Below are 24,241 nucleotides of genomic sequence, written 5' to 3'. Positions count from 1 at the left end.
AATGAAATCTGGGCGGCAACGCCGCCCAAGAGGCGAAATCCCACCCCCGGACCGGGAGAGCCACAACCCCAATGAAAAACGACTGAAACGGGTTTTGTGAAGCAGGGATCATCTGGCAAAGGTTTTCAACGACCTGCTCACCGGGAAGCATGGGTGAGACTTGTGGGGCGTTAGGTAAGGGTTGCAATGACCTGCTCACCGGGAAGTTGGTGAGACTTTCGACCGGCTGTGGGAGCTGGCCTCCCCTGGGGGTTGCAATGACCTGCTCACCGGGAAGTTGGTGAGACCGCGGTCTGGGGTCATCGTTGCCATGACCTGCATCAGCGGGACCATCGGTTGCAGCTGCCGGCAGCCGCAAGGCCTAGCCCGCAACGGTGGCTGCCGCACCCTCCGGCGCTGCCTGGGTCGGCCGGAGCGTTACTGGATCAAGCCAGCTTAAGGCAAAGCCGGCCTGCTCGTACACATCCAGCTTCCGGGCGGCGGCCCGCTCGAAGGGGCCGCCGTCGAGGTCAATCACCGTCACGACCCGCGCGATCGTCTTACCCGGTGCGGGCCGGCGCACCCGCCCGATGGTCTGGAGGATCTTCACGGCGCTCCGCCGCGGTACCGCGTCGATCAGACACTCCGCCTCCGGGATGTCGACGCCCTGCTCCAGCAACGGCGTTGCCACGATCCCACGGATCGTACCTCGGCCGAGGGCCTCGAAGATGGGGCCGCGATCCTTCGTCGCTCCATGCACGAAGGGGATGCCGAGCTGGGCGGCCAGGTGCTCGCCGTGCTCCTTCGTCTTGACCAGCACGATGGTCTTGTAGGCCCGCAAGGCGGTACGGGCGAGCCGCAGGATGAGGTGGTTGCGAGCCTCGTTCGCCGCGATGCCTTCGGCGAACTGCTCGGCCGGGGTGCGGCCGCGGGCCTTGCGCCCGTGGACGAACGGCACGCAGGTGACCTTTACCGGCAGCAAGTAGCCCCGCTCGACCAGCTCGCCGTCGCTGCAGCCCGCCGGCCGCCAGACCGGTCCCGTGGCAGCCTCGATCTGCACTTCCCGCCGGTCCTCCCGCTGGGGCGTGGCCGTCAGCGCAAAGGCGTAGGCCGGCCGGCACATCCGGGCCGCCGCGTAGACCGTGTCCGCCCCCAGCCCGTGCCCCTCGTCGACGATGAGGAGCTGCGCGCCCCCAAGCCACTGGAGGATCGCGTCCCGCTCGGCCGCCCCTTCGGCGGTCCGGGCCAGCAGCGACTGGACGGTGGCCACGGTGACCTCCTGGAGGCGCACCTTGCCCTCAACGATGACCCCGATGGGCAGGCCCAGGTGCTCCTGAAACGCCGCCACCGTCTGCCGGACCAGGTCCCTGCTCTGGACCAAGAACAGGGTTCGCTGGCCCGCGGCGGCGATGATGCCGGCGGCCGTACGCGTCTTTCCGGCGCCCGTGGGCATCACAAGGGTGCCGCGCCGCCGGGCCAGGGCTTCCATCACGGCCTGGCGCTGGTAATCCCGCAGCGCAGGCATCGTGGCGTGGACGCTTTTGGGCGGAGGGGCCGGTTCCGGCTCGACCTGGACGGAGGCGCCCGCAAGGCGCAGGAAGTGGCCGATGCGCCGGCGCAGGCCTTCGGGGAAGGAAAGCACCACCCCGCCGGGCTGATCCTGGCGGCCCGTCAGCAGGCTCACGCGCTCGGGCCGCGGCGGCTGGCCCCGGCGGACGGGCGCCGGCTGTTCGTAGCCGCACAGGATCTCAAGGTCTTTGACGGCTTCCTCGACCAGTGCCGAAGGGCCGGCCAGCTCGACCCGGTCCGGCCCGAGCCGGGCGAAGAGGCCCGTCAGGTGCCGCGGAATGAGGCGGGTGAGGTACGGATAGCAGTGGGCCGGCCGAAGCCGCAAGGCGCGGGCGGCCTGCGGCCAGGACGTGCGGGGGAAAACCCATTGCCAGCCGATCCAGCGGGCTCCGGGCACCTGCCGCATCGCTGCCACCCGATGGGGGTAGTAGTCGTCCCGGTAGACGATCCACTCGGGGTCCTTGCGGCTCGGGTGAAAACGCAACCGGTCCACCTCCTGCAACGAAGTTTACCAATTCACGGTGTTCATGGCGAACGATCCAGGCCGGTTGAAGTGCCTCGTTTGGACGCGACGCATACGCGGTTTGGAAGCGTCCAAATATCTGGACGCATGGACGCAAGCCAAACGGAAGTTGAAAGCAAGGCTTGCTTTGGGTCAGAAGGACCGGCTAACCTAAAGGCAAGGCGCTTCGCGCACGGTATGGTCGTCCTCGGGAAAGGACGGCTTGGAACGCCCCCTTGAAAGGGCGGCGATTCCCCGGTGTGCGAGGCGTTTTTTGCTTGGTACACTGGTGAAAGGAGGGGGAGCATGCCGATGCCGGCTCCGGAGGAGGCCGCCACGAAGGAGCCCGAGGCGGGCGAGTCCCAGGCGGGATCCAGAAAGGGCCCGGTCGACGGGACGTGGCTGATTCTGCAGCGCCTGGAGGACCTCCGGCGCCAGCAGGACGGTCTTGAACGCCGGCTAGAAGCGCTGGAATCACGCTTCGAAACGCGCTGGGACGCACTTGCCCAGCGCATGGACGCGCTGGAATCGCGCATGGAAACGCGTTTGGGCGCTATTGCCCAGCGTATGGACACGCTGGAGGCGCGCTTTCGTGAGTTCGGCCAGCGGTTCGATGCCCTTGAGGGGAGGGTCGCTTTCCTCCAGCAGCGGGTCGAAGGGATCGAGACCCGTCTGGAGGTGCAGGGGACCGAACTCCGCAACCTCGGCACCCTGATGGCGTCCCTGGGCGACGAGCAACGGTGGATGCGCCGTTGGATCGTCGGTCTGCTGGCCAGTCTTGTCCTGGCCATTGCAGGGCTCGCCTTGGGGCGTGTCCTGTAGCCTCATTTCGCCTCATTCCCATCCCTGCTTGACTTGAGGGTTGCGATGACCCGAGCCACTGCCGGCGCGGGTTTTTTGTTTTTCCGCGCCCGTGCCGGCACACAAGGAGGGAATCCCCCAATGGTGGTGACGGTTGGCGTCTATGTTCCGGCCGGCGGAACCGCCCGCGAGATGTATGATGTGGCGGCGCGCCGGTTCCGGCTGCCGGAATGGCAGCTCGTGTGGGGTGCCGTTCGCACGTCCTCGGCCGGGGACCTCGACCCCGAGGCGGTCGAGTGGGACATCGCGCAAATCCGGTCGGACGAAGGATGGACTGCCCTGGTCCTCGCCGGGCCGTGGAGTGAGGGCTCCTTTGCTGTCGCCGTGGTCGCCGACGGGGCCGTGGTCGTGCTCCGCACGGGGGTGGGGCCCGACGGGATCGGGGAGGCGCTCAAGGATGTCGCGCCGCTCGCCGATCAGGCCGAGGGCCAGGCAGGAGCGAAGCGCATCCTCCTGCCCGGCCACGGCATCAGCAACGCGGATGCGGCCTGCACCACGGTAGGGGCCGTCGTAACGGCCTGCCGCGGCACCGCTGCGGAGTAGGCGGCCGCAAAGCGATGCGGGCCCCGAGTCGTTGCGCTCGGGGCCCGCGCATTCCACCTGGAGGTGATCGGGATGACACGTTCGAGTTCGAGAGGCGTCGTTCATTTTCAGACGACGGTGCGGGGCCGCGTGTTGGTGTCCACGGTGGCCGTACCGGGTCAGCGGGTGGCCGAGACGCTGGTCGTTCCGCTCGATCACCGGGGCCGGCCCTGCTGGGGCACGCCGCTGGGGGAAAAGCGGTACCCCGAAAGCATCGAGCCGGCCGCGCTGGAGGCTGCCCACGCGGCGATGGTCGCCGCGGCCGAGGAGGGCCGCTACGATGCAGATGCCGGGGCGGGGGAAGGAGGGGACGTGTTGTGCTGAGTCTCCTCCTCCTCGCCCATCCCGGGCAGGCCGAGGCGGTGTACGGGGTTCTGCGGTCCCTCTTCGACCTGCCCGAGTGGACCGCCGTCCGGGAGGCGAAGGAGCCTTCGGACGGCCAGCCGGGCCTGGTGTTCCAGCACCCCGAAGGTCCCGTCTGCGTCTGGCGAGCTTTCGGGCAAGGCCGGTCCGGCGGGCGGGTTGTCGTCGCCGTGGCGGCCGATCGGCTGGCCGCTGCGGTCTCGGTGCGCGGCGATGCCGTGGGACGCGCCGTGCGGGCGCTCCAAGCCGTGGAGGACCTGGCGGCGTGCCGGAGGCTCGATGGTGTCTACCTTCACGGCATGGTCGCGGCGACCCTTGCGGCGTCGGCCGTTGCCGGCGGCGATCGAAGCACCCACGTCCCTGGCGCGGAAGGTGCCGGGGTGGTAAACTAAACCCCAAGAAGAGCTGTGTGCGCGCATTGTGGGCGCCGGCGCGGGGGCATTCCCCGCCGGCGCCCTTTTCCTTTTCGACGGCGGGGAAGGAGGCCGGAAGCGTGCTGGCGGCGGTCCTTTGCGGACCGGTCGATGCCCGGGTTCGGCTGCCCGGTGCCGCCCGGGCTGAAGATCCGGCTGCTTTGGAGGCCGTGCTGGAAGGGGTCAGGGACGCCGAGGCCCTAGCGCTCCTCGTGCCGTGGCCGCCGGGGGAATGGGTTGACCCGGCCCGGGCCGTGCTCGACCGGCACCCCCAGGCTTGCGTGCTCGCAGTGGTGCCGGGCAAGCCCACCCTGGCCGACTGGCGCCAGGCCGCAGCCTTGGGCTTTGCCCTCCTGCCTGCGAAGGAGGCGGATCCTGATGGCGTGCAGGCGGCGGCCGAAGCCGCCCTGGAGGCGGCCGGGCGATTGACGCTGGCCCGGCTGCGCTATACCGCGACGTGCGAGCCGGCTGGGACGCTACCCGCCGCCCGTCCGGCTGCGCCCGGGGCCGGCGCGGGGGACGCTACGGCCCGACCGGGATCGGAGGTGCCGGTGCATTCCGGGACTGTGCCGAACGAACCCGCGACCGAGGCCTTGATTCCCACTGCGGCGGGGGCTGGGCCGGTGCCCGAAGCGGGCGGCGGGAGGGAGGTGTCGTTGCCAATCGACGCGTCACTGGACGATACAGAGCGGGTCGAGCGGCCGAGGGCCGTTTCTGCGGCCGCGACGGCCCTTCCCGTTCAGGTGCCAACCGAAGTGGCGATACCGGCCGGCCCTTCCCCGGTCGTGACGGCCGGGCCGGTAGGGTCCGGGCCGGCCATCGAGGACAAAGGCAAGGCGAGCCGCTTGCCCGAGCGGACGAGCCGGCCGGCGTCGTGGCTACAGGGGGTGGGGGTCATCGCCGTGGTGGGGGCCAAGGGGGGGGTGGGCACCTCGACCGTGGCCGCGGGCCTGGCCCAGGCCCTGGGGGTGCCTGGCCGGCCGGCGGCCCTGATCGAGCTGAGCCCGGCCGGGTCGGATGCCCGCTACCTGTTCGGCCTCAACGGGGCGCCCGCGGGGGAGCCGCAGGCCGTCGACGAAGGGCTGTGGGTCGTACCGGGGCCGATCCGCCGGCCCGAGGAGCTGGCCGGGGCCCTGGGCGCAGCCGAATATGCCGTGCTCGATCTGCCTCCGGACGGAGGTGTGGTGCGGGGCGGGCTCGGAAAGGTCCAGCTGGCGGTGGTCGTCGTGACGCCTGAGCCGGCGGCGCTGGAGCGGATCGGAGCCGTCTGGTCGTGGCTTTTGGAGGACGTCGAGATGGAGCGGGTGCTCCTTTGCGTCAACCGGGCCGGCCTGCCCGGCGGGGTGCAGCCACGGGCCATTGCCCGGGCGTGCGGGCTGGAGCCGGCCGTGTGGATTCCCGAGTCCGGGGCGGTCCGGTCAGGAAAGATGGCCCGGGGCTGGCGCCGGGCCTTAGACCGGTTGGCCCGGACGGTCCGGGAGCGGCTCGGCGAGGAGGCGGGACGGCGTGGGCGGCGTTGAGGCCCTGGTGTTTGCGGGGTTCGTGACGGTGGCCGCGTGGTGGGATTTGCGGGAGCAGCGGGTCCCCAATGCCCTCAACGCCGGTTTTGCCGGTGCGGGACTGTTGATCGACCTGGCGCAAGGCGGTGTGCGGGGGCTAGGGCTTGGCCTGGGGGGGTTGGGCATCGGCCTTGCCTTTGGTGTGATTCTCCATCTGGCCAAGCGGTCGGCGTCCTGGGGCGATGTGAAGCTCCTGGCGGCCGCCGGGGCCTGGTGGACCCCGATCGACGCCTTTACGGCCACGCTGGCTGCGTTGTCAGGCGGGTGGCTTTGGCACGTGGCCGTCCTGGCCGGGCGGATCGTGCAGAACGTGCGGTCGAAAAGGCCCTGGGCGACCGGGCTCTGGGAGCCGGTGCCGCTGGTGCCGGGCCTGGCGGGGGGGTATGGGGGGTGGCTGCTCTGGAGTCTGTTGCGCTGACCTTTCGTGAGACGGCTAAAGACGCTGCCCCGAAGCGGCAACGACGGGCCGGCAAGGGCCGGGCGCGGCGGTCACGTGGGACGGGGACGGTCCGGATGATGGGGAGGGACGGTGAGGCGGATGAAACGGAGCGGTCAGGAAGGCACGTTTTTCGTTGAAGGCGTGCTGGGCCTCATGCTCGGTCTGGTGGCTGGAAGTAGCCTCCTCGCGGCGCTGGGACGACACGACGGCTTCATGGCATGGGACAGTTTGCCGATGGGCGAGCGGGCCCTCTTTGTGGCCACGGTGGTCGCGGTGGCCGTGGGCGTCGCCCTTCTGGTTCCCGAGCGATGGTCCCTTCGCTGGCGGCCTGCGCTGGTGCTTGTTCGCCCGAAGTGCCGTTGCGGACGTGAGCAGGGCGTCGTGCTCCGGTTTTGGAACCGGGAGCCCACCGATGAGGAGATCGACCAGGCAGTATGCCGGGCGCTACCTGGTTGGGAGAAGGTCGACGGGACGTGGTGGTGCAGCCTGTGCAACGGCCGGGGGCCGGGTCCGGAAGGAGGGCCGTTTGTCCTTGATGTGGTCCTTGATCGTCCTCAGTAGTGTTGCGATGCCGATCGCTCTGCTTTTTCCGGGTCCGTCGTGGGCGCGGCTGAGCATGGCCGGAGCCGTGGGCGTGGTGACCTTTGTGCTTGTGGCGATGGCGGCTTGACGGTGTCCACGACTAGGTGGCGGGGACGGTGGTGGTTCGGTGTGCGAAGGCCTCGGGGCGAACGGAAAGGAGGGTGGAGCAGGGTGACGGCGTGGAGCGGTCTTCCCGTGGCCATGGGGGCGTTGCTGGTGGCGGTGTTCCTCGCGGTGCGGGGGCTGTGGTTGCCGGCGGCGGCCTTCGGAACCATCGCCGGGGTCGAGGCCTGGCTGTGGGCGCGGACCCAGGCACGTTGACCTTTCGCTAAGGAACGGATTAGGATAAAGCAAATGGAGCAAGCGAGTGTGCCGAGGGAGCAGCCCGGAAAGGGGTTGCTCCCTCTTTTTCTTTAGGGGAGGACGATCATGACGACCGTGCGCAGGTTGTGGCCGATCCTTTTGGCGGCAGCGATTGTACTGAGTGGGTGCAGGAGCGGACCGGGCTCCAACGTGGCCGCACCGGGTGACAAGAGCCCGCAGGCGCCGGCAGGCGAATCGGCGGCGGCCCTGGTCGCGGTCAAGGATGCACCGGTTGTGGGTCTCGGCCAGGAGGCGACGTTCCAGGGCGCGAAGGTCAAGGTCGACATGGTGGGGGCCCACGAATACATCGAAGGTCGGGCCGGGTCTTTTGCCCTGAAGGTGACCGTCAAGAACGAAAGCACGGAGGATCTGACCCTCAATCCCGCAGAGAACCTCTGGGTCGTGTCGGAAGACGGGTTGGACAAGCCCGAAACCTGGGTTGGTTTGCGGGATCCGAAGCAGTGCCAGCCCTTGCGGTGCCTGCGCCTCTTTGACCTGGAGCTTTTGGAACCGTACGGGTGGAAGCCCGAACAGGTCCTGCCGGCCAGTGTGGGGCCGACCCTGTACGGGACGGAACTCGGGTCCTTCCCGACGCTGGTTCCCGCGGGCAAGGAGGCCACCGGCTATGTGGCCGTCGACATGGGGCTCGATCTGAACCAGAAGGAAGCACCGGCGCTCGATCTTGTCTTTGGCGACTGGAGCGAAAAGAAGGCGGCCTTCCGGGTTCGGGTGGGGACGCCGCAGGAGCTTGTGAAGAAGATTGGGGAGATCGGGGTCAGCCTGGCCGAACTCATGGAGGCCGACAAGAAGGCGGCGGAGAAGCGGTGAACGCAAGACGCCATCCCCTTCACGCGGTACAATGAGAGCAACCGGTACGTCGACTTGATCCCTGTTTACGGTGGATGTGCGTGGAGGGGGGACGACTGGTGAAGAAGATGGTCGCGCTGCTCGTGATCGGAACGGTACTCGTCGCGGGGACCGGGTGCCGAGCGGAAAGGGCGGAACAGCAGGTACCGCCTCCGGAACAGTCTGCGCCCACGACGACACCCGCGGACAACGAACCCGAGGCACTGAAGCCCCTTGAGCTGCCGCTTTATGAGGTGGGGGGCAAGGACGAACCCAAGGTCCCCATGGCCAAGCTGGGCGAGACCTTGGAGGTCGGGCCGGTCCGGTTGACGGTGGTGGCGAATAGCCTGCTTTACATGAAGATTCGCGAAAAATTACCGGACGGCAGTCTTTCGGAAGAAAGGCCCGACATGCCGATCACCGAATTCCATGTTACGATCGAAAACCATGGAGACGGCGTTCTGGACCTGCATCCGCGCAAGGCGTACTGGATTGCGGACAAGGACAACCTTCGTAAGAAGTACGGGTTTGATCCCATGATCAACTGGTTCGTGGCTGGATTCCATGATGGCGGCCGTTACCTCATCCTGCCTGACCAACAACTGGCGGAGGAGTTACGGTATCAGGATGCGGACAAGAAGATCGTGAAATGGATTATTGAGGAGAAGGGGCTCCGGATGTTGCCGGAGACGGTGCTTCCTGGGCAGACGGCGGCAGGCAGCATCGTATTTACGTACATGGCCCATGCCATTGACTCGGCAATCGACTACTATCTCTGTTTTGGAAACTGGGTTCAGAAGCGTGCCTGGGCGTGCGTCCAATTGGGCACCATGGAGGATTTGCTAGAGCAGGCTGTGCAGACGGTGGGACCGAATCCGCCGCGGCCGTGGAGCGATGAACACATCATCATTACGGAACCTGGAGACTGAAAGGGCCGTGGCGCGTTAACGCTCAGTCGTCGTCGGATGGCGTGACAACAAGACAAGACGATATGGGGGGGGGGTAACCTGTGTGCCATGGTTACCCCTCTTTATATTAAGGAGGAGGTCGTGATGCGATCTGCGCTCCGCCATTTGATGCGCATGGGATGGGTCTGTTTCTGGGTTATGGTCCTTCTGTGGGCAGCCACGCCGCGGTCGGAGGCGGGGTGGTATGAGGACCGGTATGTAAGGTCAAGTACTACCGATTGGATGCACGATTCGTTTTACTATGCGACGTGTGTCTATTACCCATGGCATTGCGATTTGCAAATTGAAGGGAGCCGTGAATACGAGGCGTTTTCCCACAAGAACTATCTCTATGAGAGCGCCTCTTCCTACTCGTGGTCGATGGATCTTGAATACTATAAGGTGTGGTATCAGTATTATTATGATTGGGTGAGATACGAATGGGGGACGATGTACTACAATTCAGAGCTTTGGGAAAGGATGGTTCGCTATACGACCACATATTACGACAGGTATTATTGTGAGAATGTAACCTACCGCGATCCGATTACCAAAAAGATATCGACCTATCCCGATTGTGATTACTTATACCAATGGTCCAGTACCAGTGCCTCCTATGATTCCCACTATGCGGGGTCGGTGACGCGGCTGTCGAAGCCGTGGTCGCAGACGACGACCCTTCGCAACGATTACCGGTCGGAGTACGTCCTGGAAGGCCCCTTCACCCGCGAAGGTCCGTATGTGACGCAATCGCAAAACGAGGTCACGAACGACCCGCCCTACCAGATCAAGGAGTGGCTCTCGGCCCCCTATGACATCATCGCCAAACGCACCTACGCGAACGACATTGAGACCCAGTACTGGGAGACGCGCCGAGACTGGGGCATGCACCAGTATCAGAAGTACTACCGGTGGAGGGTCGATTACAAGTACTACACGAAGACCGGCTATCGGAAGGAAACGGGTCGGACCCTTCTCGGTTCGGGCACGGTCGATCAGGGTATCGTCCAGACCGGCTACGATGTCCTGAATAAATGGACGGTCCAGGTGGAAAACCCGTACTGGCGCTGGGCAAACTATACGGAAACGCGGGACACGACCCGGTTCCAGCAGAAGGAGTGGACGTCGCCGCCTTACACGGTTCCGGCGCAGCGGTGGCATGACCGCTACTTCTGGAACGTCAAGTACGAGACGCGGCGCGACTGGGCGCTCAACGAGTACCAGAACTACGACGTCTATGAGATCCAGCGCAAGTACTACTACAACACGAACTATTACAAGGTCGTCGGCGAACGGAAGGTCGACTCTGGCACCCGGTTCGTGCGGACCATCTCGACGGGCACGGACGTGCTCAACAGCCAGACCTATCGCCTTGGCTGCGTGCCGAATACCGACCCGGTGTCCGCGTCGCGGGCAGAGGTCGTCGACCTGGTGTGCCAGGCCGTGGCCGAGGGGTCGGGCGCGACGGTGACGAGCATCCGGGCCCTGAACGTGCCCAACGTCGGCACGGTCGACTTTACCCAGCAGCAGGGAACCAACCGCTGGCTCGCCCGGTTCTTCGTCACCTGGTTCACGGAGGACGGGACGTACAACTTCACGATCCGGGTCCAGGGTCGCGACGTGGAGGGCAACAACGTCACCCACGACATTCCGATGCAGCTGCATGTGGGTAACGTCTCACCGGATCGGCCCGTCCGCACGATCATCATCGAGTAGAGGCTGTTGCAAATTAAACAGGCCAACACCCCGCCCCGAGCATCGGGGCGGGGTGCATTTTCATGGTTTCGCCGCAACTTCCGTCCATCCTGCAGCAGTGGTTCCCACCTGCACCGCGCCGCCCCGGACCGGCCGGCTATACGGACGCGCAGATCGTGGCCTGCCTGGTGATCGGGTGCCGCCTTCAGGCGCGCAGTCTACGACACCTCGTGCGGCTGCTTGAGATGAGTCCGCCGCTCGTACGAGCGCTTGGCCTGTCGCGCGCGCCCTCGGCCGCCACGCTGAGCCGGCGGCTCCGTCGGCTCGCGCCGCAGCTGCTTCTCCTTTGCCGCAGGCTCTCCCGCCAGGTCGATCCCTGCTGGATCGGGGCGATGGACGCGACGGGTCTTCGGACCCGGAGTCGCGGCAGCCGGTGGGGCTGGAGCCGGCCGTACGGCCTCTTTTGCGGGCTCAAACTCCATGCCGTCGTCACGCCGTCCGGCCTTTTGCGGGATTTCGTCCTCACACCGGCCGCCGTCGGCGAAAGCCGGGTATTCTTTCGCGGCACGGGCTTGACTGTGCTGCTGGCGGATCGGGGCTACGATTCTGAACGGCTCGCCCGGGCGTATGCCCGGGTGGGCGTGCGCCTTCTGGCCCGGCCGCGCCGTCTGGGGGCGGGCAGGCCTCGCACTCCCTGCCGGAAGAAGGCCGCCGCGCTGCTTTCGACGCCTGCGGGCCGGCGGCTTTACCGGGTGCGCGGTGCGGTCGAACGGTTCTTTGGGTGGCTGAAGACGCAGCCGGCCCTGGCAGTTCCGGTGGCCTCGGCTTCCCACCTTGAGCGTGTGCTCACCGTGCTATGGTTTGGGAGCCTCCTTTCCGGGATCGAGGCAGGATTGAGGGAACCCGCAACGAAGTTTGCTCAAAGCATGGCGCTCTGACGCCGCACCCCCGCGCATCGGGGGTCGGGCTCCGCGCAAGCGGAGCCCGAGGGCCGGCCGCCGAAGCGGCCGCGTTCGCGCGGACAGGGCGTCGTTTTTCATTTTGCGGCCCTTGGGCCGCGAAAGGAGGTGAAACCGTGTCCGCGATCAAGCGGGCCCGCAAGGGGCAGGCCGCGACAGCCGTGCGGGTGCTGCGCTTCCGGCTGCGCCTTAGGCCCCGGCAGGCGGCCCGATGCGATTTCCTTCGCCGGGAGGCCGCCCGGGTGTGGAACCGGTGCGTCGAACTCGATCGTACCTGGCGCGAAGCCGGCCTGAAGCTCTCGGCCTGGGAGCTGGAAAAGCAGCTCAAGGCCGCGACCGCCCGCAAGGCGGGCGGGGACTTTGGGCTGGCTGCGAACAGCACCCAGGCCGTGGTGGAAGCCTACGTCGAGGCCGTGGAGCGGTTCCGCCGCCGGCAGGGCGCGGCCCAGCGGCCGCCCCACCGGCAGAAGGCCCACTTCACGGTCACGTGGAAGGCGCCCGAGATCCGCTTCCGGGGCGGCCGCGTCGCGCTGGCCTGCGGCCGGGGGCGCGAGCCGCTCATTGTCCCGGAATTCGGCCTGTCCTGGGAGCGGGTGCGCCAGGTCCAGCTGGTCTACCGCCACGGCGCCTACTGGCTGCACGTGACGCTGGCCGAGCCGGCTCCGTCGGAACGGGCGGAGGGCTCGGCCGGCAAGGCCGCAGGAGGCGATCTGGGCGAGGTGCACGCCCTCACCCTGAGCACGGGCGAAGCGCACCTGGTGCTTGTGGGCCGGAAGATCCGCGCGGCGTGGCGGGGGTACCACCTTACGCTGCGCCGGTTGCAGAAGCTGCAGGTCCGGTGCCCGAAGGGCTCCCGCCGCTGGCGGCGGCTGCAAAGGGCGAAGGAGCGGGCCCTGGGCAAGATCCTCCGGCAGATCGAGCACCTGGAGTGCTGCGTCGCCCGGCACGCCGTGGCCTGGTGCCTCGAACAAGGGGTCACGACCCTTTACGTGGGCGACCTAGATGGCATCGAGCATCGAGCCCAGGGTCGGCGGCACCGCCAGCGGATGCACTTTTGGCGACGAAGCCGGTTGCTCCGGCGCCTTCGCCAGCTGGCGGCCCGCCACGGGATCGAAGTGCGCGTGATCCCGGAGCGCGGGACCTCGCGCACGTGTCCCGCGTGCGGGGCCAAGCGCAAGCCGTCCGGGCGAGTGTTCCGCTGTCCGAACGGCCATACGGCCCACCGGGACGTGGTGGGGGCGGCGAACATCCTGGCGCTTGGCCTCTGGGGCGAGCTTCCGCCGGGGCGGCCGATGCCGCGCCAGCAGGAGACGACGTATCTCCGGCCCGATCGGCAGAAGGCGGTTCTGGCCGCCTGACGCCGGTCGGGAGGAGTAGTGCCCATGGGGTGGGGCCCCGGGACCGGAGCGCGGTCCCGGTGATGGCGCGAGGACGGGTGATAAGACGCCGGCGGCGTCCGGCGCAGCCCGGATGAGGTGCGCCAGGCAGGTTCCGCGAGGCTTTTGACAGCGGCTTCGCGGAATTTGCAACACCCTCCGAGTAAGGGTCTCTCCCCCGAGGCCCGATCCCCGACACTCCCCCTCCGGGCCCGCCGGGCGCACCGCCCGGCGGGCCCCTTTAATGGGCGGCAGGATGAGCGGCGCCACAGGACGAAAAGTCTCCCTGGCAAGCAAGCAATCGGGTAGGCCACAGGCGGCGGAGCGCAGAGGCGCTGCGCCGCTTTGCTTTTGGGGGCAGGAGGGGTGGCGGGTGCGGCTCTTGCGGTGGGCATGGCGGTTTGTGGTCTGGCCGGTGCGGCTGCTAGGTCCGGTCGTGGTCCTGGGCGTGTTGGGGCTGGCCTTTCTTCGCTGGGGGGTCTCCGTGGCGGCGCCGGCCCGGCCCTGGACGGTCGATCTGGCGCCGGTCGTGGGGGAGGACGTGTTCCCCCTTCGCCTCGTCCTGGAACGGGACGCGGAGGAGCGGATCTGGCTGGTGTTGGAGATCGGTGGCGTAGAAGCGTTCGATGCGGCCGGGCACCTCTTCCGGTCCACGGCGCCCGAGGACGGCAGGCCGGTTTTGCGGGTTGGGCCGGAGGAAGGATCGCCGTGGCTGCGATGGGCCATCCCGCTGGGCGAGGTCTTCCGGGAAGCCCTTTCGCCAGGGAAACCCGGCGGTGGCAACGGTTGACATTGCACCGTGGCGCCTTTACGATGAAAACGAAAACGCCGCCGGATGGGTGTCATCCGACGGCGTCCCGCGGGCCCAGCCCCAACGCGGGGTCCGGGGCCCCCGCGGGTTTACAAATACCTGCGTTCGCCGCGGAGCCCACCGATTTTCCATCGGTAGAGGTAATCCGCGACGATCTGGTCGGCCTGGGCCTCGATGGTTCCAGGCCGACTGGGTTTACGGGCCGCCCAGGTCTCCACCATGGGCTTGGCCATGGGCTGGGACGGCTCGGCCGCCTCGGCCCGGCGCGACGCCAACAAGGTGGCGGCGGCCACAAAGAAGCCGAACGGGTTAAACACCGGTTTCCCTCCCTTCTCGTGGGCCGGCGCAAAAAGAAAAAGCACCCGCCCAAACGGTCTAGGGAACGGTCGACCCGTTCCGCCCGGGCGTCCCGCTCAAGCGGTCGCCGCAACCGTCAGGCAAGTGCCTGCGCCTACCTCGAAAGTAACAGCTTGCCGTTGCGGACGCAACCCGCACATCCTTAAAACGGCACAAGGGAGCGGTCTGTGTGCAGGTGCGGTTGGTCCCCGTGGCGATGGATTCGGCAGGCCGTGTTTGGTTCGACTTGGCACGGGGGAGTGTGCCTGAAGGCTGGGAGGTTGCGACGCCACCACCCCTTGGCAGGACGCGAATCGGGCCCTTGGAACTGGGCCTGGAGGTGGCCGTCAACGACACTGCTGTGACGCTGCAGGTCCGGGCACGGGGTCGGTCGCCTGAGGCAGGCCTGGCGTTCCTCGTCGAGGATGCGGGCCTGGCGGCTCTCGGGGCGGCACTTTGCGCCTGGCCCGGGCGGAAGGCGATCGTGCGCCAGCGCGACGGTGTGGTGCTGTGGGTCGAGGACGACGGCCGGTTTCGACCTTTTTGCTGGGCCCTCCGGCATGGCCTGCCGGTTGATGCGGCGCTGGATTGGGCGACCGGCCATCACGCACCTGCTGCCCTTTGGGCCGATCCACCACTTGAACGAACTCCAGTCGGAAAGGCCGTCCTTTGTCACTTGCGGCCGGACCCCGCCAACCTGCCCGAGGCGCTATGCTGGGTCGACTTGAACCAGCTCTGGCAAGCGTCCCGACCGGCGGGGATGCCCATCGTGCCGGAGCCTATTCTCAGGGAATGGGGCGGACTTTCCGTTTTACGGCAAGCGTTCGACATTCGGTCCTGGCCCGTGCGGGTCGAGGCCGACGGCAGTGTCTGGGTCGAGGGAAGTGTCTGGGCCCGTCCTGAGCCGGCCGCCGCAGCGTTCGATCTGACGACGGTGGAGCGTGCCTTTGAGGCCTGGCCTGAAGGCTGGAAGGGAATCGCCGTCTCGGCTGTTACGGGGTGGGTCGTTCGCAGTGCCTGCTTCTACATCGTCTTACCGGCTGCGCCCGCGGCGACGGCGGGTGTTTTCGAGCGGGTCGCCCGGGCCGTTCGGGACGGCGCGCCGGCAGAGACCCTCAGGCGGTGGGTGGGAAGCCTCGGTCGCGACAACGCGCGGAGCGTCGACGCGTTGAGCCGTCTCTGAAAGAAGGAAAAGAAAGCTTTTCGAGGAAAAGGCGTAGGCAGAGTAGCAGTAAGCATAGGGCACAATACTGTTTATTGCGGTTTGTTGTAGTTTGGTAATAAGAACAGTGATCTGTGGTGAAGAACACAGGTTTGGTGTGGTTTGGCGTGGTCTGGTGTCGTATAATCAAGGTGGACGCCGATGCAAACTAAAAAAGCCCGCCGGGCTGCCACCCGGCGGGCGGGTCGGGGGCTGGACGCTTCCCCGGCCTTGACATCTAGCAAGCTGCCACTTGCTAGATGTCAGATGAGTGATGGGTGCCGGAACGTGGTTCACGTTCCGGCTTCTCCTTTTGTGTCGGCGTCAGCAACAGCAAAAGGAGAAGAAGTAGTTGGCAGCAGTGGTGACTCCCTTCACCCATCCGGTATCACCTCCTTCCTCAAATGCTCGAGGAAGCGCCCGCCCCCACGGCGGATGGAGGTGATACCAGACCGGAAAGCGCCTGGGTGAGCTTGGCCACCCGACAACTTGATTCTACCATGGTAAGGCCACCGGAGTCTTCAGGGCCTTTGTCATTGGCTCACCACTGTGGCACAATCAAGGCAAGATTCCTGGAAGGCCCGGACCCGACCGGTCCGGCCCGGACGGCTGCCTGAAGCGGCCGCTCTCTCCGGAGAGCGGCCGCTTTTGCTTTTCAGGCCGCCTCCAGGCTGGTACGGCCATCCGGGCCTTCTGACCAAGGAGGGGTTCGTATGGCGTACCGGCTGCCACTCCATCCCGGGGACTGGTGGGTCCCTGTGAGCGCGGAGGACAACGCAGCCCTTTCCGATCCGGGGATCGCCGTTTGGGATACGCTTGAGCGAACGCCCAAACGGCGGCTGCGCCCACGCCCGGAGGGCGAAGACGGCTGGACCTGGATCGGTCGGGTTCTGCTCTACCGGAGCCTCGGCATCAGCCGGTGGTCGCTGGCGGAGCAGATCCGGCTTTCGGTGGACGTGGCGCACCCAGCCTTTCGGAGTCCCCTGGAGCGGTTCTTCGTGGGACCACCCGGCGGTCGTGGCCGCGCCCTCGGCCGGTTGCTGGCGGCCTGGCCCGATGAAGGCAGGGCAGCCTCATACGGGTTCGGAGGCCTTGATCTTTGGCTGAAGGCTCCGGCCGGGGTGATCGCCGCCGCGTTCGCCCAGGTCCTCCGGGGTATGGGCACGCGGGAAGCGATCGCCCGGAGCTGGTCGGCTCCCTGGCCGCAGTGGCTTTGGCAGCTGCCGGAGGCCCCGCGGAGCCTGGACGGGCGGGAGGAGATCCTGACGCTGTCCGGCTTGCGGTTGCCACCGGCGATGGCGTGGCTTGAGCCGGCGGTCTTTGCGGACCTGGCGGTGCGGGAGGAACCGATTGCCGGGTTCGTGCCCGTGCTGAGTGACGGTTCCTTTGGCCGGCTCCGCGACATCCCCGGCGTCTGGCTGGTGGGTCTGGACCTGAGCTGGAGCGATGTCGCCGTGACCGGCGCCGGCCGGCGGCTCGTCCGGGTCAACGTCCTGGAGGGATCGGTCCAGATGCCGTACCCCTACCACGAGATCCGGATGGACCGCTTTCCCCATGCGGACCGGGTCGCCGTGGCTCGGGCGTGGCCTGCCGGCTGGAAGTACCTCATCCCCATGGAGCTCCCGGAGGCTCTTGACGGCGGGTTGTTCCATTCGGCAGGCCGCCGGGCGGGCAGCTTTGTCGTCGCGGTGGCGCTGCCGGCTGAGCCGCCGGAGGTCGTCGCCATGGTGGTGAGGCGGCTTTTGGAGCGGCGCGCCAGCGGCCAGCGGCTCGGCCCGCTCGACGTGGACACGCTGGCCGGGATGGCGGTCCTGTACCGCCTGGCCGGGGAGGGAGTGGCATGAGCCGCTTCCGCCTGCCGCGCGACAGGGAGCGTCTGGGCCGGTGGCGATTCGAGGGCCCCCTGCCGGCGGCCATCCGACAGCTCGCTTCCCTGGGCCGGCGCCGCGATCCCCTGGAGCCTTCGGCGACGGCCTACCTGGGCCGCGAGCCGCTGGCCCGGGTGGAGGCGTCCCTCCGCGAGGCCATCGCGCCCGACGGGTTGAATGTGGAGCTCACGATGCTCGTCTCCGTGCATCCGCGGCTTTGGTGGGCCCGAACGGCGGCTCCGGAGCGGTTGCTCCACGCGGTGCTCGACGTGGCGGCTGCCTGGCCGTGGGGCGTCTCCACCGTGATGCAACGAGGCCCGCGGGGCTTCACGGTCGAGGTCTGGACGGCAGCACCGCCGGGGCTTTCCCGGGCTCGTGCCTGGGCGGTGGCCGGAACGGCCCTGGCCCTGGCGACAAGCGGCGTCCCCGCCCCTGAAGCTATCGACCGGGCGCGCGAGGCCTCGCAGCCGACCCTTGCCTCGGGATCCGGCAAGGAGCGCCTCGGTCGCACCTGGCGCCGGGTGGTCGGCCGGGTCGAGCCGCAGCCGGGCCTCGAATGGGTTGTCGACCCCGGGGTATTGTTGCAGGCCCTCGCCCTCGGCGGCGCACTCGGTGGCTTTGCCATTGAGCCCGTCGTCGACAGTCGCGTGTTCGCACCCGGCCACTTCGCCAAAGGGGCCGGCGGCATATGGTGGGTTGCCGGCTATATGTTGGCTGACGAGCTTAGTGGGAGGGTCACTCCACGCGTTTGCACCGAGGGTCCGGAGCCCACCGACTACGGCCTTGCGGTGCTCGGGGTCTGGCCGGAAAAGGCGCTCCTTGTGCCGCGGATGTACCTGAGCGGCCGGGGTGGCGACGCGTCGTGGCGACTGATGGGCTGCGCCTTCGGGATCCGGCTCGACCGCGTGCCGCCCGATGCGCTGGCGGCCGTCTGGCGCCGGGCGGTGGCCATGGCCGCAAGCGGCACCGCTCCAGAGACCGTGGCGGCCTGGCTTTCCGGCCTATCGGATGCCGACGCCCAGAACCTTGCGGGGTTCGAGGCGTTGGCGGCCTTGTAAAAAGCGGTGAAGGCCGTGCGCCAGCCGTGCGCCAGTGGATCGAACCGGCAGGGTGCCCGTGGCCCTTGACGAGAACGCGCCCCTGGTGCACGCTTAAAACAAGCCAACGGCTGTTTGCGCCGCCCCCCTAGGGGCGGACTTGCACGGGACGCCGAAGCGCCCGCCACCATCCGGCGGGCGCTTTTTGCTTTCTTTTGCCCCGCCGTTCGGAGCGCAAGATCCTGCGCCCGCGGCGGGGCCTTTTCATTCCCCTGCGCCGGAGGGCGCAAAGGAGGTGCGGTCGATGCAGACCCTGGCCGGGGCGTCGCTTGCGGCGCCCTTTGCCAAGCTTGAGGCGAGCCTGCGCGCCCGTTTCGTCGAACGGGATGCGGAGGCCCGCTCGTTCGTGCTGGCCTTGCTGACGGGCCAGCACATCGTGCTCGTCGGGCCGCCCGGCACGGCGAAGTCCGCCATGGCCCGGGCCGTGTGCCAGGCCGTCGAGGGCGCCACCTACTTCGAGTGGCTCCTGGGGCGGACGACGACGCCCGAGGAGCTCCTCGGGCCGTGGGATCTGGCAGCCCTGCAGGCCGGCCGCCTGGAGCGGGTCACGTCGGGGAAGCTCCCGGAAGCCCATGTGGGCTTCCTCGATGAGATCTTCAAGGCCAGCACGGCCCTGTTGAACCTCCTGCTCGGACTCATGAACGAGCGGAGGTTTCACAACGGGACCCGGGTCCAGCCGGCGCCCCTCATCACGCTGGTCGGGGCCTCCAACGAGTACCCCGACCCGGAGGAGGACACGGCGGCCCTCTGGGACCGGTTCCTCTTCCGCCATCGGGTGGAGTATCTCGGCTCCGATGGCGGGTTCCGGGCGATGCTGGCCCAGGCTGAGCCGGAGCCGGAACCGATCCTGACGCTCGCCGACGTGGAGGCGGCGCGGCAGGCGGTGCTGGCGGTGGATGCCGGGCCGGCCGTGGACCTTTTGGTCGAACTGCGGCGGCGGCTCCGGGGCGAGGGCATCGTCCTCTCCGACCGCCGCTGGCGGCAGTCCGTGCAGGTCCTTCAGGCGTCGGCGTGGCTGGACGGCCGGGCGGTCGTGGCGGAAGCGGACCTTGAGGCCCTGGTCCCCGTGCTGTGGGATCGCGAGGAGCAGATCCCCACGGTACGCAAGGCGATCATGGCCCAGGCCGCCCCGCTGGTCCTTGAGGCCCAGGACCTTCTGGACCAGGCCCAGGAGGTCGTCTCGAGCTTCGAGGCGGCCGACGAGGCCGGCCGGGTGGCCAAGGCCGTGGAGGCGGGCGGGACGCTCAAGAAGATCCTCGCTCGCTTCGAGCGGCTCCGGGCGGAAGCGGCCGGATCGGGCACGTCGGGCCAGGCGGCCCGGATCGAGGCCTTGGCCGATCAGGTCCGGGCCCTGCACGAGCGGGTGATGCGGGAGGTGCTTGGATGATGGACCTCCTGCGTCACCTAAGGCCTCAGGAGACGCTGAGCCTCGAGCACGTCCGATTCGACCGGACGCTGTTTGAGGAACGGCTGGCCGAATCGGCCCGGCTGCAGGCGCTCCTGGAAGCCGGTGCGGAGTACCCCGCCTGGCGGGACCTTGTGGAGGACGTGTTCTTGTCCCTCTACAAGGTGGATCCCCGGCAGCGGCCGGCCGAGGCGATGCGGCCCAGCCACCGTCCCAACCACGAACTGGTCCGAATGACGATGGAGACGCCCGCGCATCGGGATGCGCGGGCGTACTCCATTCAGGATGAGCTTCTGAGTGCCGCGGGGGTGCTCCAGTTCGGAGAGACCCTCCTGGAGCAGATCCGCCAGCGCCAGGAGCTCGACCAGCTGTTCCGCCAGGCCGGGGCGGGTGAAGCCGACGGCGGCCCGGACGGGGACAGCGGTGGTGGCTCGGGTGAGGACGGCACCGAAGCAGGGGATGGCGTTGACCCCGGGACGGCTGAGGCCCTGGCCCAGGCCCTCAAGCGGCACAGCCAGGCCCTGCGCCAGGCGGCCCGGGCGGCCGCGAGCGCGGCGGCCCAGACGGCGGAGGATGCGGCCGAGGCCCTGGCGGCCTGGGGGTTCGACCGGGGCATGCTGCGGCACCTGCCCCTGGAGAAGCAGCTCGACCTGGTCGAGCGGCTGCTAAAAAACCCCGACCTTCGCCAGATCAGCCGGATGCTCGGCGCGATCCGCTCGCTCCTGCGGGGTTTGCACCGCACCCGTACGTACCGCGTCCCCGATACCCTCTACGGCATCGAGTTCGGCGGGGACCTGGAGCGAGTCCTGCCGCAGGAGATGGCCCTCCTTGGCGATCCGGCGCTGCGGCCGCTTTTCATGGGCCGGTTGCTCGACCGGTCGCTCATGCAGTACCGGCTTCGGGCCCGGCCCAAGGGCGGCATGGGGCCGTTCGTGATGTGCCTGGATGCGTCAGGCAGCACGGCCGGTGCCGTGCAAGCGTGGATCAAGGCCATCGCCCTGGCCCTGGCCCAGCTTGCCCGGGAGCAGCGCCGCGATTTCGCCGGGATCGTCTTCGGGGCGGAAGGCGAGCTCGTTTCGGTCGAGGTGCCGGCCGGGTTGAAAGCGGCCGAGTACGTTGAGCGGGTTGTCGAGCTGGGCACCGCCTACTTCGGCGGTGGCACCGACTTTGATGCCCCGCTCGCGAAAGCCCTGGAGCTCATCGAAGGCGTCGAAGGGTTGCGGCGAGCCGACATCTTGTTCGTGACGGACGGCTATTGCGCGGTTCGGGACGAAACGGCCGCCCGGATCGCGCAGGCCCGGGAAACCGCTGGGCTCCGGCTCTGGGGCGTCCTCATCGGCAACGTCGACCCCTCGAGCCTGGCACCGGTGGCGGACCGGGTCCTTGCCGTCAGCAACCCCGGCCTCGAGGCGGCGGAAGCCGTCTTCGAGGCCGTGTTGAGCCGCTAAAAACACCGCCCCCCTGGGGGCGAAGGAGGCGATCCCCAATGTCGGCGGTTGCAGAGGCTGTGCAGAGGCTCGGGCTTGATGGCGGTGAGCATCTCGCCGCCGCCATCACCCCGTCGGAGGGGCCGGCCGGGCTGCCTTTGCTGGGGCAGCTCGTCTGGTACTCGGTACAGGATTCGGTCCGCATCGGGGCCGACGTATTGAAGGGACTTTACGAGGCCCACGGGTTGCCGGCCCAGCACGCGCCCCGGCCGATCCGGAACCGGGACGCCTTCCGCCGGGCCTCGTCGGGCATTTCCCGGCGGGTGCCGACGCAGGAAGGCGAAATCCGGTACATGGTCCGCGACGTGCACAGCGGGCCTGCGGACGTCACGCGGGCCCTGGTGGCGGAGGTGGTCGACAAGGAAGGTCGGCGGTTGGCCTACTACCACGTGGCCAACTGGGTGTACCAGGACGAGACGGACTCCATCTATCTCGTCCCTGGTGCCGACACCGTCCCGGCCGACATCGAGGATACCGCCCGGCAGCTGTTCGATGCGTGCTGCAGGGCCTTCGATGCCGCCAAGTCGACGTACACCTCCTCCCACGTCCGGCAGATCATCCGGCGCGTGCTGGACGATCTTTACCCGGTGGTCGTCCGCCCGTCCGGCGGCGTCTACTTCGTGCCGGCCGGGCACGAGCCCACGCTGCGGGCGCTACAGGCCTTCGCCGCGGCGGCCGGCGAACGGGGCGGCGGGCATACCGAGTTCCGTCTCGTGCCCCTCGTGGACACGAGCGAACAGCGGGACATGGTCCGGACGTCCGTGCTGTATGAGGTCCGGACGGCGGTCGAGGGGCTGCTCCACCAGATGGAGCAGATTCGCCATGACCGCCAGGGGCAGGAACTCCGGCCGTCGGACCTCAAGGCGGTGGGCGAGCGCTGGCAGTACGTCCGCGACATGGTCGCCAAGTACCGCCAGCTGCTCGAGGACCAGCTGGCCGAGCTCGACGGCACCTTGGAGGTGGGCCGCCGGAAGGTCAGCACCTTCCTGGCGGCGGCCTCCGGGGCCGCGCCGGCCAGCGCGTAAGCCCGATCGGAAGGCCGGGACCGCCGTCAGCGGTCCCGGCCTTTTCGCTTCGGGCCGGGCTTGTGACCGGACGGGCAGGCACGGTACAATGCAGCCAGGCGCTCGTTCTGCGCGACGACGGAGGAGGCTTGAGCTTCCTCCCTCACCGGGCCCAATCGCCCGGCAGCCCAGGACGGGGCCTTTTGCCTTTTGGGGGGCACCTCGCCTGCAACGACCCGCAGGCGGGGTGCCCCCGATCATTTTCAATTCAAGGGGGGACTCCAATGACGGCACGTACCCGCGAGGCGATGAGCCTCGCGATCCAAACCGGCCACCCGGTCATTTTGTGGGGTGGCCCGGGCATCGGCAAGACGGCCTGGGTCCGGGCGCTGGCCCAGTCCATCGGGCGGCACCTTGAGGTGCTGATCGGGTCCTTGCGGGACCCGGTCGACTTCGGGGGGCTGCCGGTCGTTGGCGAGGGCGGTCAATTCCGCCTCGCCCCCATGCCCTGGGTCCGCCGGATCCAGGACATGGCGGCCGAAGGCCGGCCGTCCGTGCTGTTTCTGGACGAGTTGACGACCTGCCCCCCGGCCGTCCAGGCGGCCATGCTCCGGGTCGTGCTGGACCGGGTCGTGGGGGAGGAGGCCCTGCCCGACGATCTTTGGATCGTCGCGGCAGCGAACCCGGCTGAGCAAGCGGCGGGCGGTCTCGATCTGGCCGCCCCGCTGGCCAACCGGTTCGCGCACTTCGAGTTCGGCCTCGACGTGCGCGAGTGGGCGGACGGGCTCCGGAGGGGCTGGCCGGAGCCGGACATCCCGGTGCTGCCCCGGACCTGGCGGGCGCTGGTGCCCCAGGCCCGGGCCGTGGTGGCCGCCTTCGTCGAAGCGCGGCCCCAGCTGCTGCACCGGGTGCCCGGCGATCCGGGCGAGGCGGGCCGGGCCTGGCCGAGCCCGCGGACGTGGTCCATGGCCGCGGATTTTGTCGCGGCGGCCATGGCGATGGGGCGCGGCCGGGACATGGAACTGGTCGCGTCCCTGGTCGCAGGGGCTGTCGGGTCCGGCCCGGCCATGGAATTGGCCGGCTGGCTGCGGGAAGCCAATCTCCCGCGGCCGGCGGACCTTCTGGCCGATCCGTTGGGGCATCCCCTGCCCGAGCGGGGCGACGCCCTGATGGCGGCGCTGAGCGCGGCCATTGCGGAGGCCAGTAAGGACGTTGCCTCCGTACGGCGCCATTGGGACGCCGTATGGAAGCTGGTGGAGCGGGTCTGCGGGATGGGCTTTGCCGATCTGGCCGCCGGAGCCATTGGGCCCCTGTCGGCCATCTGGAAGGCGCGCGCCGCGGACCTGTTTGATCTGCTCCCCCCCCGCTGGATCCAGGAGCGGATGGGGCACATCCTGGCGGTGGCCCGGCCGGATTGACGGCCGGGCCGCCTTCGCGAAGCGGCGGGCGGGCCCTTGGGGCCTGCAGGCCGCCGGCCGGCCTGCTAGGGAGCGGGCCGGCCCGCCGCCTGCAGGAAGGGAGGGGGTGCCGGTGATTCGCCGCTATGCACCGCTGCCGCTGGAGCCGATGCCCAGGGACGAAGGGTCGGACGCCCCACCACGGGCTGCCTGGCGCACGCTGGGCTGGCCGCCCGGCTGGCGCCCGTCCTGGGTGGAAGAACAAAGCCCGCTCCCTGCCAAACCGCATGGTGCCCCATGGCCCGGACTGGGCGCGCCCTCTCGCGCGCCCGGGCGGAAAGGGCCGGAGGCCGATCCAGGTGCCCAAACCATGGCGGCGGTGCCCGAGGAAGAGCCGCCCTTTGGTGAGGCGGCATGGGACGAGGTGGCCTGGGGGCTCGACCGCGGTGTGGACCTGTTCTTTGATGAGGACGACGGTGCGGTGGACGACGGTGCGGTGTGGGATACCGAGCCGGACCCCATCGACTGGGACCCGGATGAGGAGTAGGCCGCGGCAGGGTGCCCGCCGCCGTAAAGCACAAGGCAGGGAGGACCATCCTC

Annotated in this window: 24 protein-coding genes; 22 read left to right on the top strand and 2 right to left on the bottom strand. The window is 68.4% G+C overall.

The genetic code is table 11. From position 1 onward, the window contains the following. Positions 1 to 361: 361 nt before the first annotated feature. Positions 362 to 2,032 carry a DEAD/DEAH box helicase gene (locus ACYQ02_RS01295; protein ID WP_460038632.1) on the bottom strand — a complete coding sequence of 557 codons (1,671 nt, stop codon included), beginning with the start codon at positions 2,030 to 2,032 and terminating at the stop codon, positions 362 to 364. A gap of 324 nt (positions 2,033 to 2,356) precedes the next feature. Between ACYQ02_RS01295 and ACYQ02_RS01290 the strand changes: the two genes are divergently transcribed. The 14 genes from ACYQ02_RS01290 to ACYQ02_RS01225 all read left to right on the top strand — a co-directional run bounded on the left by ACYQ02_RS01290 (position 2,357) and on the right by ACYQ02_RS01225 (position 13,825). Further along, positions 2,357 to 2,872, top strand: coding sequence for an AAA family ATPase (locus tag ACYQ02_RS01290; protein ID WP_460038631.1), 516 nt, complete (start codon positions 2,357 to 2,359; stop codon positions 2,870 to 2,872). Between the two features lie 120 nt (positions 2,873 to 2,992). Next, positions 2,993 to 3,454 (top strand): hypothetical protein, encoded by a 462-nt coding sequence (locus tag ACYQ02_RS01285; RefSeq protein ID WP_460038630.1) that lies wholly within the window; start codon positions 2,993 to 2,995, stop codon positions 3,452 to 3,454. A 72-nt stretch (positions 3,455 to 3,526) separates the two neighbouring features. Continuing rightward, the gene (locus ACYQ02_RS01280) at positions 3,527 to 3,817 is read left to right on the top strand and encodes a hypothetical protein (RefSeq protein WP_460038629.1); all 291 of its coding nucleotides are present in this window, start codon (positions 3,527 to 3,529) and stop codon (positions 3,815 to 3,817) included. Beyond that, the gene (locus ACYQ02_RS01275) at positions 3,811 to 4,248 is read left to right on the top strand and encodes a hypothetical protein (RefSeq protein ID WP_460038628.1); all 438 of its coding nucleotides are present in this window, start codon (positions 3,811 to 3,813) and stop codon (positions 4,246 to 4,248) included. Before ACYQ02_RS01280 ends, ACYQ02_RS01275 begins: the two co-directional genes overlap by 7 nt. 101 nt (positions 4,249 to 4,349) lie before the next feature. Then, positions 4,350 to 5,789, top strand: a complete 1,440-nt coding sequence (locus ACYQ02_RS01270) for a CpaE/TadZ family protein (RefSeq protein ID WP_460038627.1) — start codon at positions 4,350 to 4,352, stop codon at positions 5,787 to 5,789. Next, positions 5,776 to 6,246, top strand: a complete 471-nt coding sequence (locus tag ACYQ02_RS01265) for a prepilin peptidase (RefSeq protein ID WP_460038626.1) — start codon at positions 5,776 to 5,778, stop codon at positions 6,244 to 6,246. The genes ACYQ02_RS01270 and ACYQ02_RS01265 overlap by 14 nt, the downstream gene beginning before the upstream one ends. Positions 6,247 to 6,366: 120 nt before the next feature. After that, a complete protein-coding gene (locus ACYQ02_RS01260; protein WP_460038625.1) occupies positions 6,367 to 6,828 on the top strand; it encodes a hypothetical protein in 462 nt (153 codons plus the stop codon). A 192-nt stretch (positions 6,829 to 7,020) separates the two neighbouring features. Next, positions 7,021 to 7,170, top strand: coding sequence for a hypothetical protein (locus ACYQ02_RS01255; RefSeq protein WP_460038624.1), 150 nt, complete (start codon positions 7,021 to 7,023; stop codon positions 7,168 to 7,170). A gap of 108 nt (positions 7,171 to 7,278) precedes the next feature. Further along, complete coding sequence (locus tag ACYQ02_RS01250) at positions 7,279 to 8,040, top strand: hypothetical protein (protein WP_460038623.1); 762 nt, start codon at positions 7,279 to 7,281, stop codon at positions 8,038 to 8,040. A 98-nt stretch (positions 8,041 to 8,138) separates the two neighbouring features. Continuing rightward, positions 8,139 to 8,987, top strand: a complete 849-nt coding sequence (locus ACYQ02_RS01245; protein ID WP_460038622.1) for a hypothetical protein — start codon at positions 8,139 to 8,141, stop codon at positions 8,985 to 8,987. Between the two features lie 657 nt (positions 8,988 to 9,644). Further along, positions 9,645 to 10,721, top strand: a complete 1,077-nt coding sequence (locus ACYQ02_RS01240) for a hypothetical protein (RefSeq protein ID WP_460038621.1) — start codon at positions 9,645 to 9,647, stop codon at positions 10,719 to 10,721. Between the two features lie 62 nt (positions 10,722 to 10,783). Further along, the gene (locus tag ACYQ02_RS01235) at positions 10,784 to 11,638 is read left to right on the top strand and encodes a transposase (protein WP_460038620.1); all 855 of its coding nucleotides are present in this window, start codon (positions 10,784 to 10,786) and stop codon (positions 11,636 to 11,638) included. Between the two features lie 137 nt (positions 11,639 to 11,775). After that, positions 11,776 to 13,017, top strand: coding sequence for an RNA-guided endonuclease InsQ/TnpB family protein (locus ACYQ02_RS01230; RefSeq protein WP_460038619.1), 1,242 nt, complete (start codon positions 11,776 to 11,778; stop codon positions 13,015 to 13,017). 391 nt (positions 13,018 to 13,408) lie between these two features. Next, the gene (locus ACYQ02_RS01225) at positions 13,409 to 13,825 is read left to right on the top strand and encodes a hypothetical protein (RefSeq protein WP_460038618.1); all 417 of its coding nucleotides are present in this window, start codon (positions 13,409 to 13,411) and stop codon (positions 13,823 to 13,825) included. Positions 13,826 to 13,935: 110 nt separating this feature from the next. Here the strand turns inward: ACYQ02_RS01225 and ACYQ02_RS01220 are convergent, their stop codons facing one another. Next, positions 13,936 to 14,163, bottom strand: a complete 228-nt coding sequence (locus tag ACYQ02_RS01220) for a hypothetical protein (RefSeq protein WP_460038617.1) — start codon at positions 14,161 to 14,163, stop codon at positions 13,936 to 13,938. 341 nt (positions 14,164 to 14,504) lie between these two features. On the opposite strand from ACYQ02_RS01220, the gene ACYQ02_RS01215 reads away from it, so the two are divergent. The 8 genes from ACYQ02_RS01215 to ACYQ02_RS01180 all read left to right on the top strand — a co-directional run bounded on the left by ACYQ02_RS01215 (position 14,505) and on the right by ACYQ02_RS01180 (position 24,188). Beyond that, positions 14,505 to 15,365 carry a hypothetical protein gene (locus tag ACYQ02_RS01215; RefSeq protein ID WP_460038616.1) on the top strand — a complete coding sequence of 287 codons (861 nt, stop codon included), beginning with the start codon at positions 14,505 to 14,507 and terminating at the stop codon, positions 15,363 to 15,365. A 731-nt stretch (positions 15,366 to 16,096) separates the two neighbouring features. Beyond that, on the top strand, positions 16,097 to 17,227 hold the full coding sequence (locus tag ACYQ02_RS01210; protein WP_460038615.1) for a hypothetical protein: 1,131 nt from the start codon (positions 16,097 to 16,099) through the stop codon (positions 17,225 to 17,227). Next, a complete protein-coding gene (locus ACYQ02_RS01205; protein ID WP_460038614.1) occupies positions 17,224 to 18,309 on the top strand; it encodes a hypothetical protein in 1,086 nt (361 codons plus the stop codon). The genes ACYQ02_RS01210 and ACYQ02_RS01205 overlap by 4 nt, the downstream gene beginning before the upstream one ends. 283 nt (positions 18,310 to 18,592) lie before the next feature. Then, positions 18,593 to 19,735 carry an AAA family ATPase gene (locus ACYQ02_RS01200; RefSeq protein WP_460038613.1) on the top strand — a complete coding sequence of 381 codons (1,143 nt, stop codon included), beginning with the start codon at positions 18,593 to 18,595 and terminating at the stop codon, positions 19,733 to 19,735. Beyond that, positions 19,732 to 21,201, top strand: a complete 1,470-nt coding sequence (locus ACYQ02_RS01195; RefSeq protein WP_460038612.1) for a VWA domain-containing protein — start codon at positions 19,732 to 19,734, stop codon at positions 21,199 to 21,201. Before ACYQ02_RS01200 ends, ACYQ02_RS01195 begins: the two co-directional genes overlap by 4 nt. 38 nt (positions 21,202 to 21,239) lie before the next feature. Then, entirely contained in the window at positions 21,240 to 22,265 is a 1,026-nt protein-coding gene (locus ACYQ02_RS01190; protein ID WP_460038611.1) for a DUF6744 family protein, read from the top strand. A gap of 263 nt (positions 22,266 to 22,528) precedes the next feature. Beyond that, positions 22,529 to 23,662, top strand: coding sequence for an ATP-binding protein (locus tag ACYQ02_RS01185; RefSeq protein WP_460038610.1), 1,134 nt, complete (start codon positions 22,529 to 22,531; stop codon positions 23,660 to 23,662). A 349-nt stretch (positions 23,663 to 24,011) separates the two neighbouring features. After that, positions 24,012 to 24,188, top strand: coding sequence for a hypothetical protein (locus ACYQ02_RS01180; RefSeq protein ID WP_460038609.1), 177 nt, complete (start codon positions 24,012 to 24,014; stop codon positions 24,186 to 24,188). Positions 24,189 to 24,241: the final 53 nt, after the last annotated feature.

The organism is Thermaerobacter litoralis (genome assembly GCF_054654595.1).
The sequence above is the reverse complement of the archived record's forward strand: the minus strand, read 5'-3'. Positions and strand labels throughout refer to the sequence as shown.

What these genes read in the sequence shown, in the direction of transcription:
- ACYQ02_RS01180 (WP_460038609.1), top strand. Translation starts at nt 24,012, where the DNA reads ATGGCGGCGGTGCCCGAGGAAGAGCCGCCCTTTGGTGAGGCGGCATGG.
- ACYQ02_RS01235 (WP_460038620.1), top strand. Translation starts at nt 10,784, where the DNA reads ATGGTTTCGCCGCAACTTCCGTCCATCCTGCAGCAGTGGTTCCCACCT.
- ACYQ02_RS01195 (WP_460038612.1), top strand. Translation starts at nt 19,732, where the DNA reads ATGATGGACCTCCTGCGTCACCTAAGGCCTCAGGAGACGCTGAGCCTC.
- ACYQ02_RS01205 (WP_460038614.1), top strand. Translation starts at nt 17,224, where the DNA reads ATGAGCCGCTTCCGCCTGCCGCGCGACAGGGAGCGTCTGGGCCGGTGG.
- ACYQ02_RS01210 (WP_460038615.1), top strand. Translation starts at nt 16,097, where the DNA reads ATGGCGTACCGGCTGCCACTCCATCCCGGGGACTGGTGGGTCCCTGTG.
- ACYQ02_RS01250 (WP_460038623.1), top strand. Translation starts at nt 7,279, where the DNA reads ATGACGACCGTGCGCAGGTTGTGGCCGATCCTTTTGGCGGCAGCGATT.
- ACYQ02_RS01185 (WP_460038610.1), top strand. Translation starts at nt 22,529, where the DNA reads ATGACGGCACGTACCCGCGAGGCGATGAGCCTCGCGATCCAAACCGGC.
- ACYQ02_RS01200 (WP_460038613.1), top strand. Translation starts at nt 18,593, where the DNA reads ATGCAGACCCTGGCCGGGGCGTCGCTTGCGGCGCCCTTTGCCAAGCTT.
- ACYQ02_RS01260 (WP_460038625.1), top strand. Translation starts at nt 6,367, where the DNA reads ATGAAACGGAGCGGTCAGGAAGGCACGTTTTTCGTTGAAGGCGTGCTG.
- ACYQ02_RS01190 (WP_460038611.1), top strand. Translation starts at nt 21,240, where the DNA reads ATGTCGGCGGTTGCAGAGGCTGTGCAGAGGCTCGGGCTTGATGGCGGT.
- ACYQ02_RS01285 (WP_460038630.1), top strand. Translation starts at nt 2,993, where the DNA reads ATGGTGGTGACGGTTGGCGTCTATGTTCCGGCCGGCGGAACCGCCCGC.
- ACYQ02_RS01290 (WP_460038631.1), top strand. Translation starts at nt 2,357, where the DNA reads ATGCCGATGCCGGCTCCGGAGGAGGCCGCCACGAAGGAGCCCGAGGCG.
- ACYQ02_RS01280 (WP_460038629.1), top strand. Translation starts at nt 3,527, where the DNA reads ATGACACGTTCGAGTTCGAGAGGCGTCGTTCATTTTCAGACGACGGTG.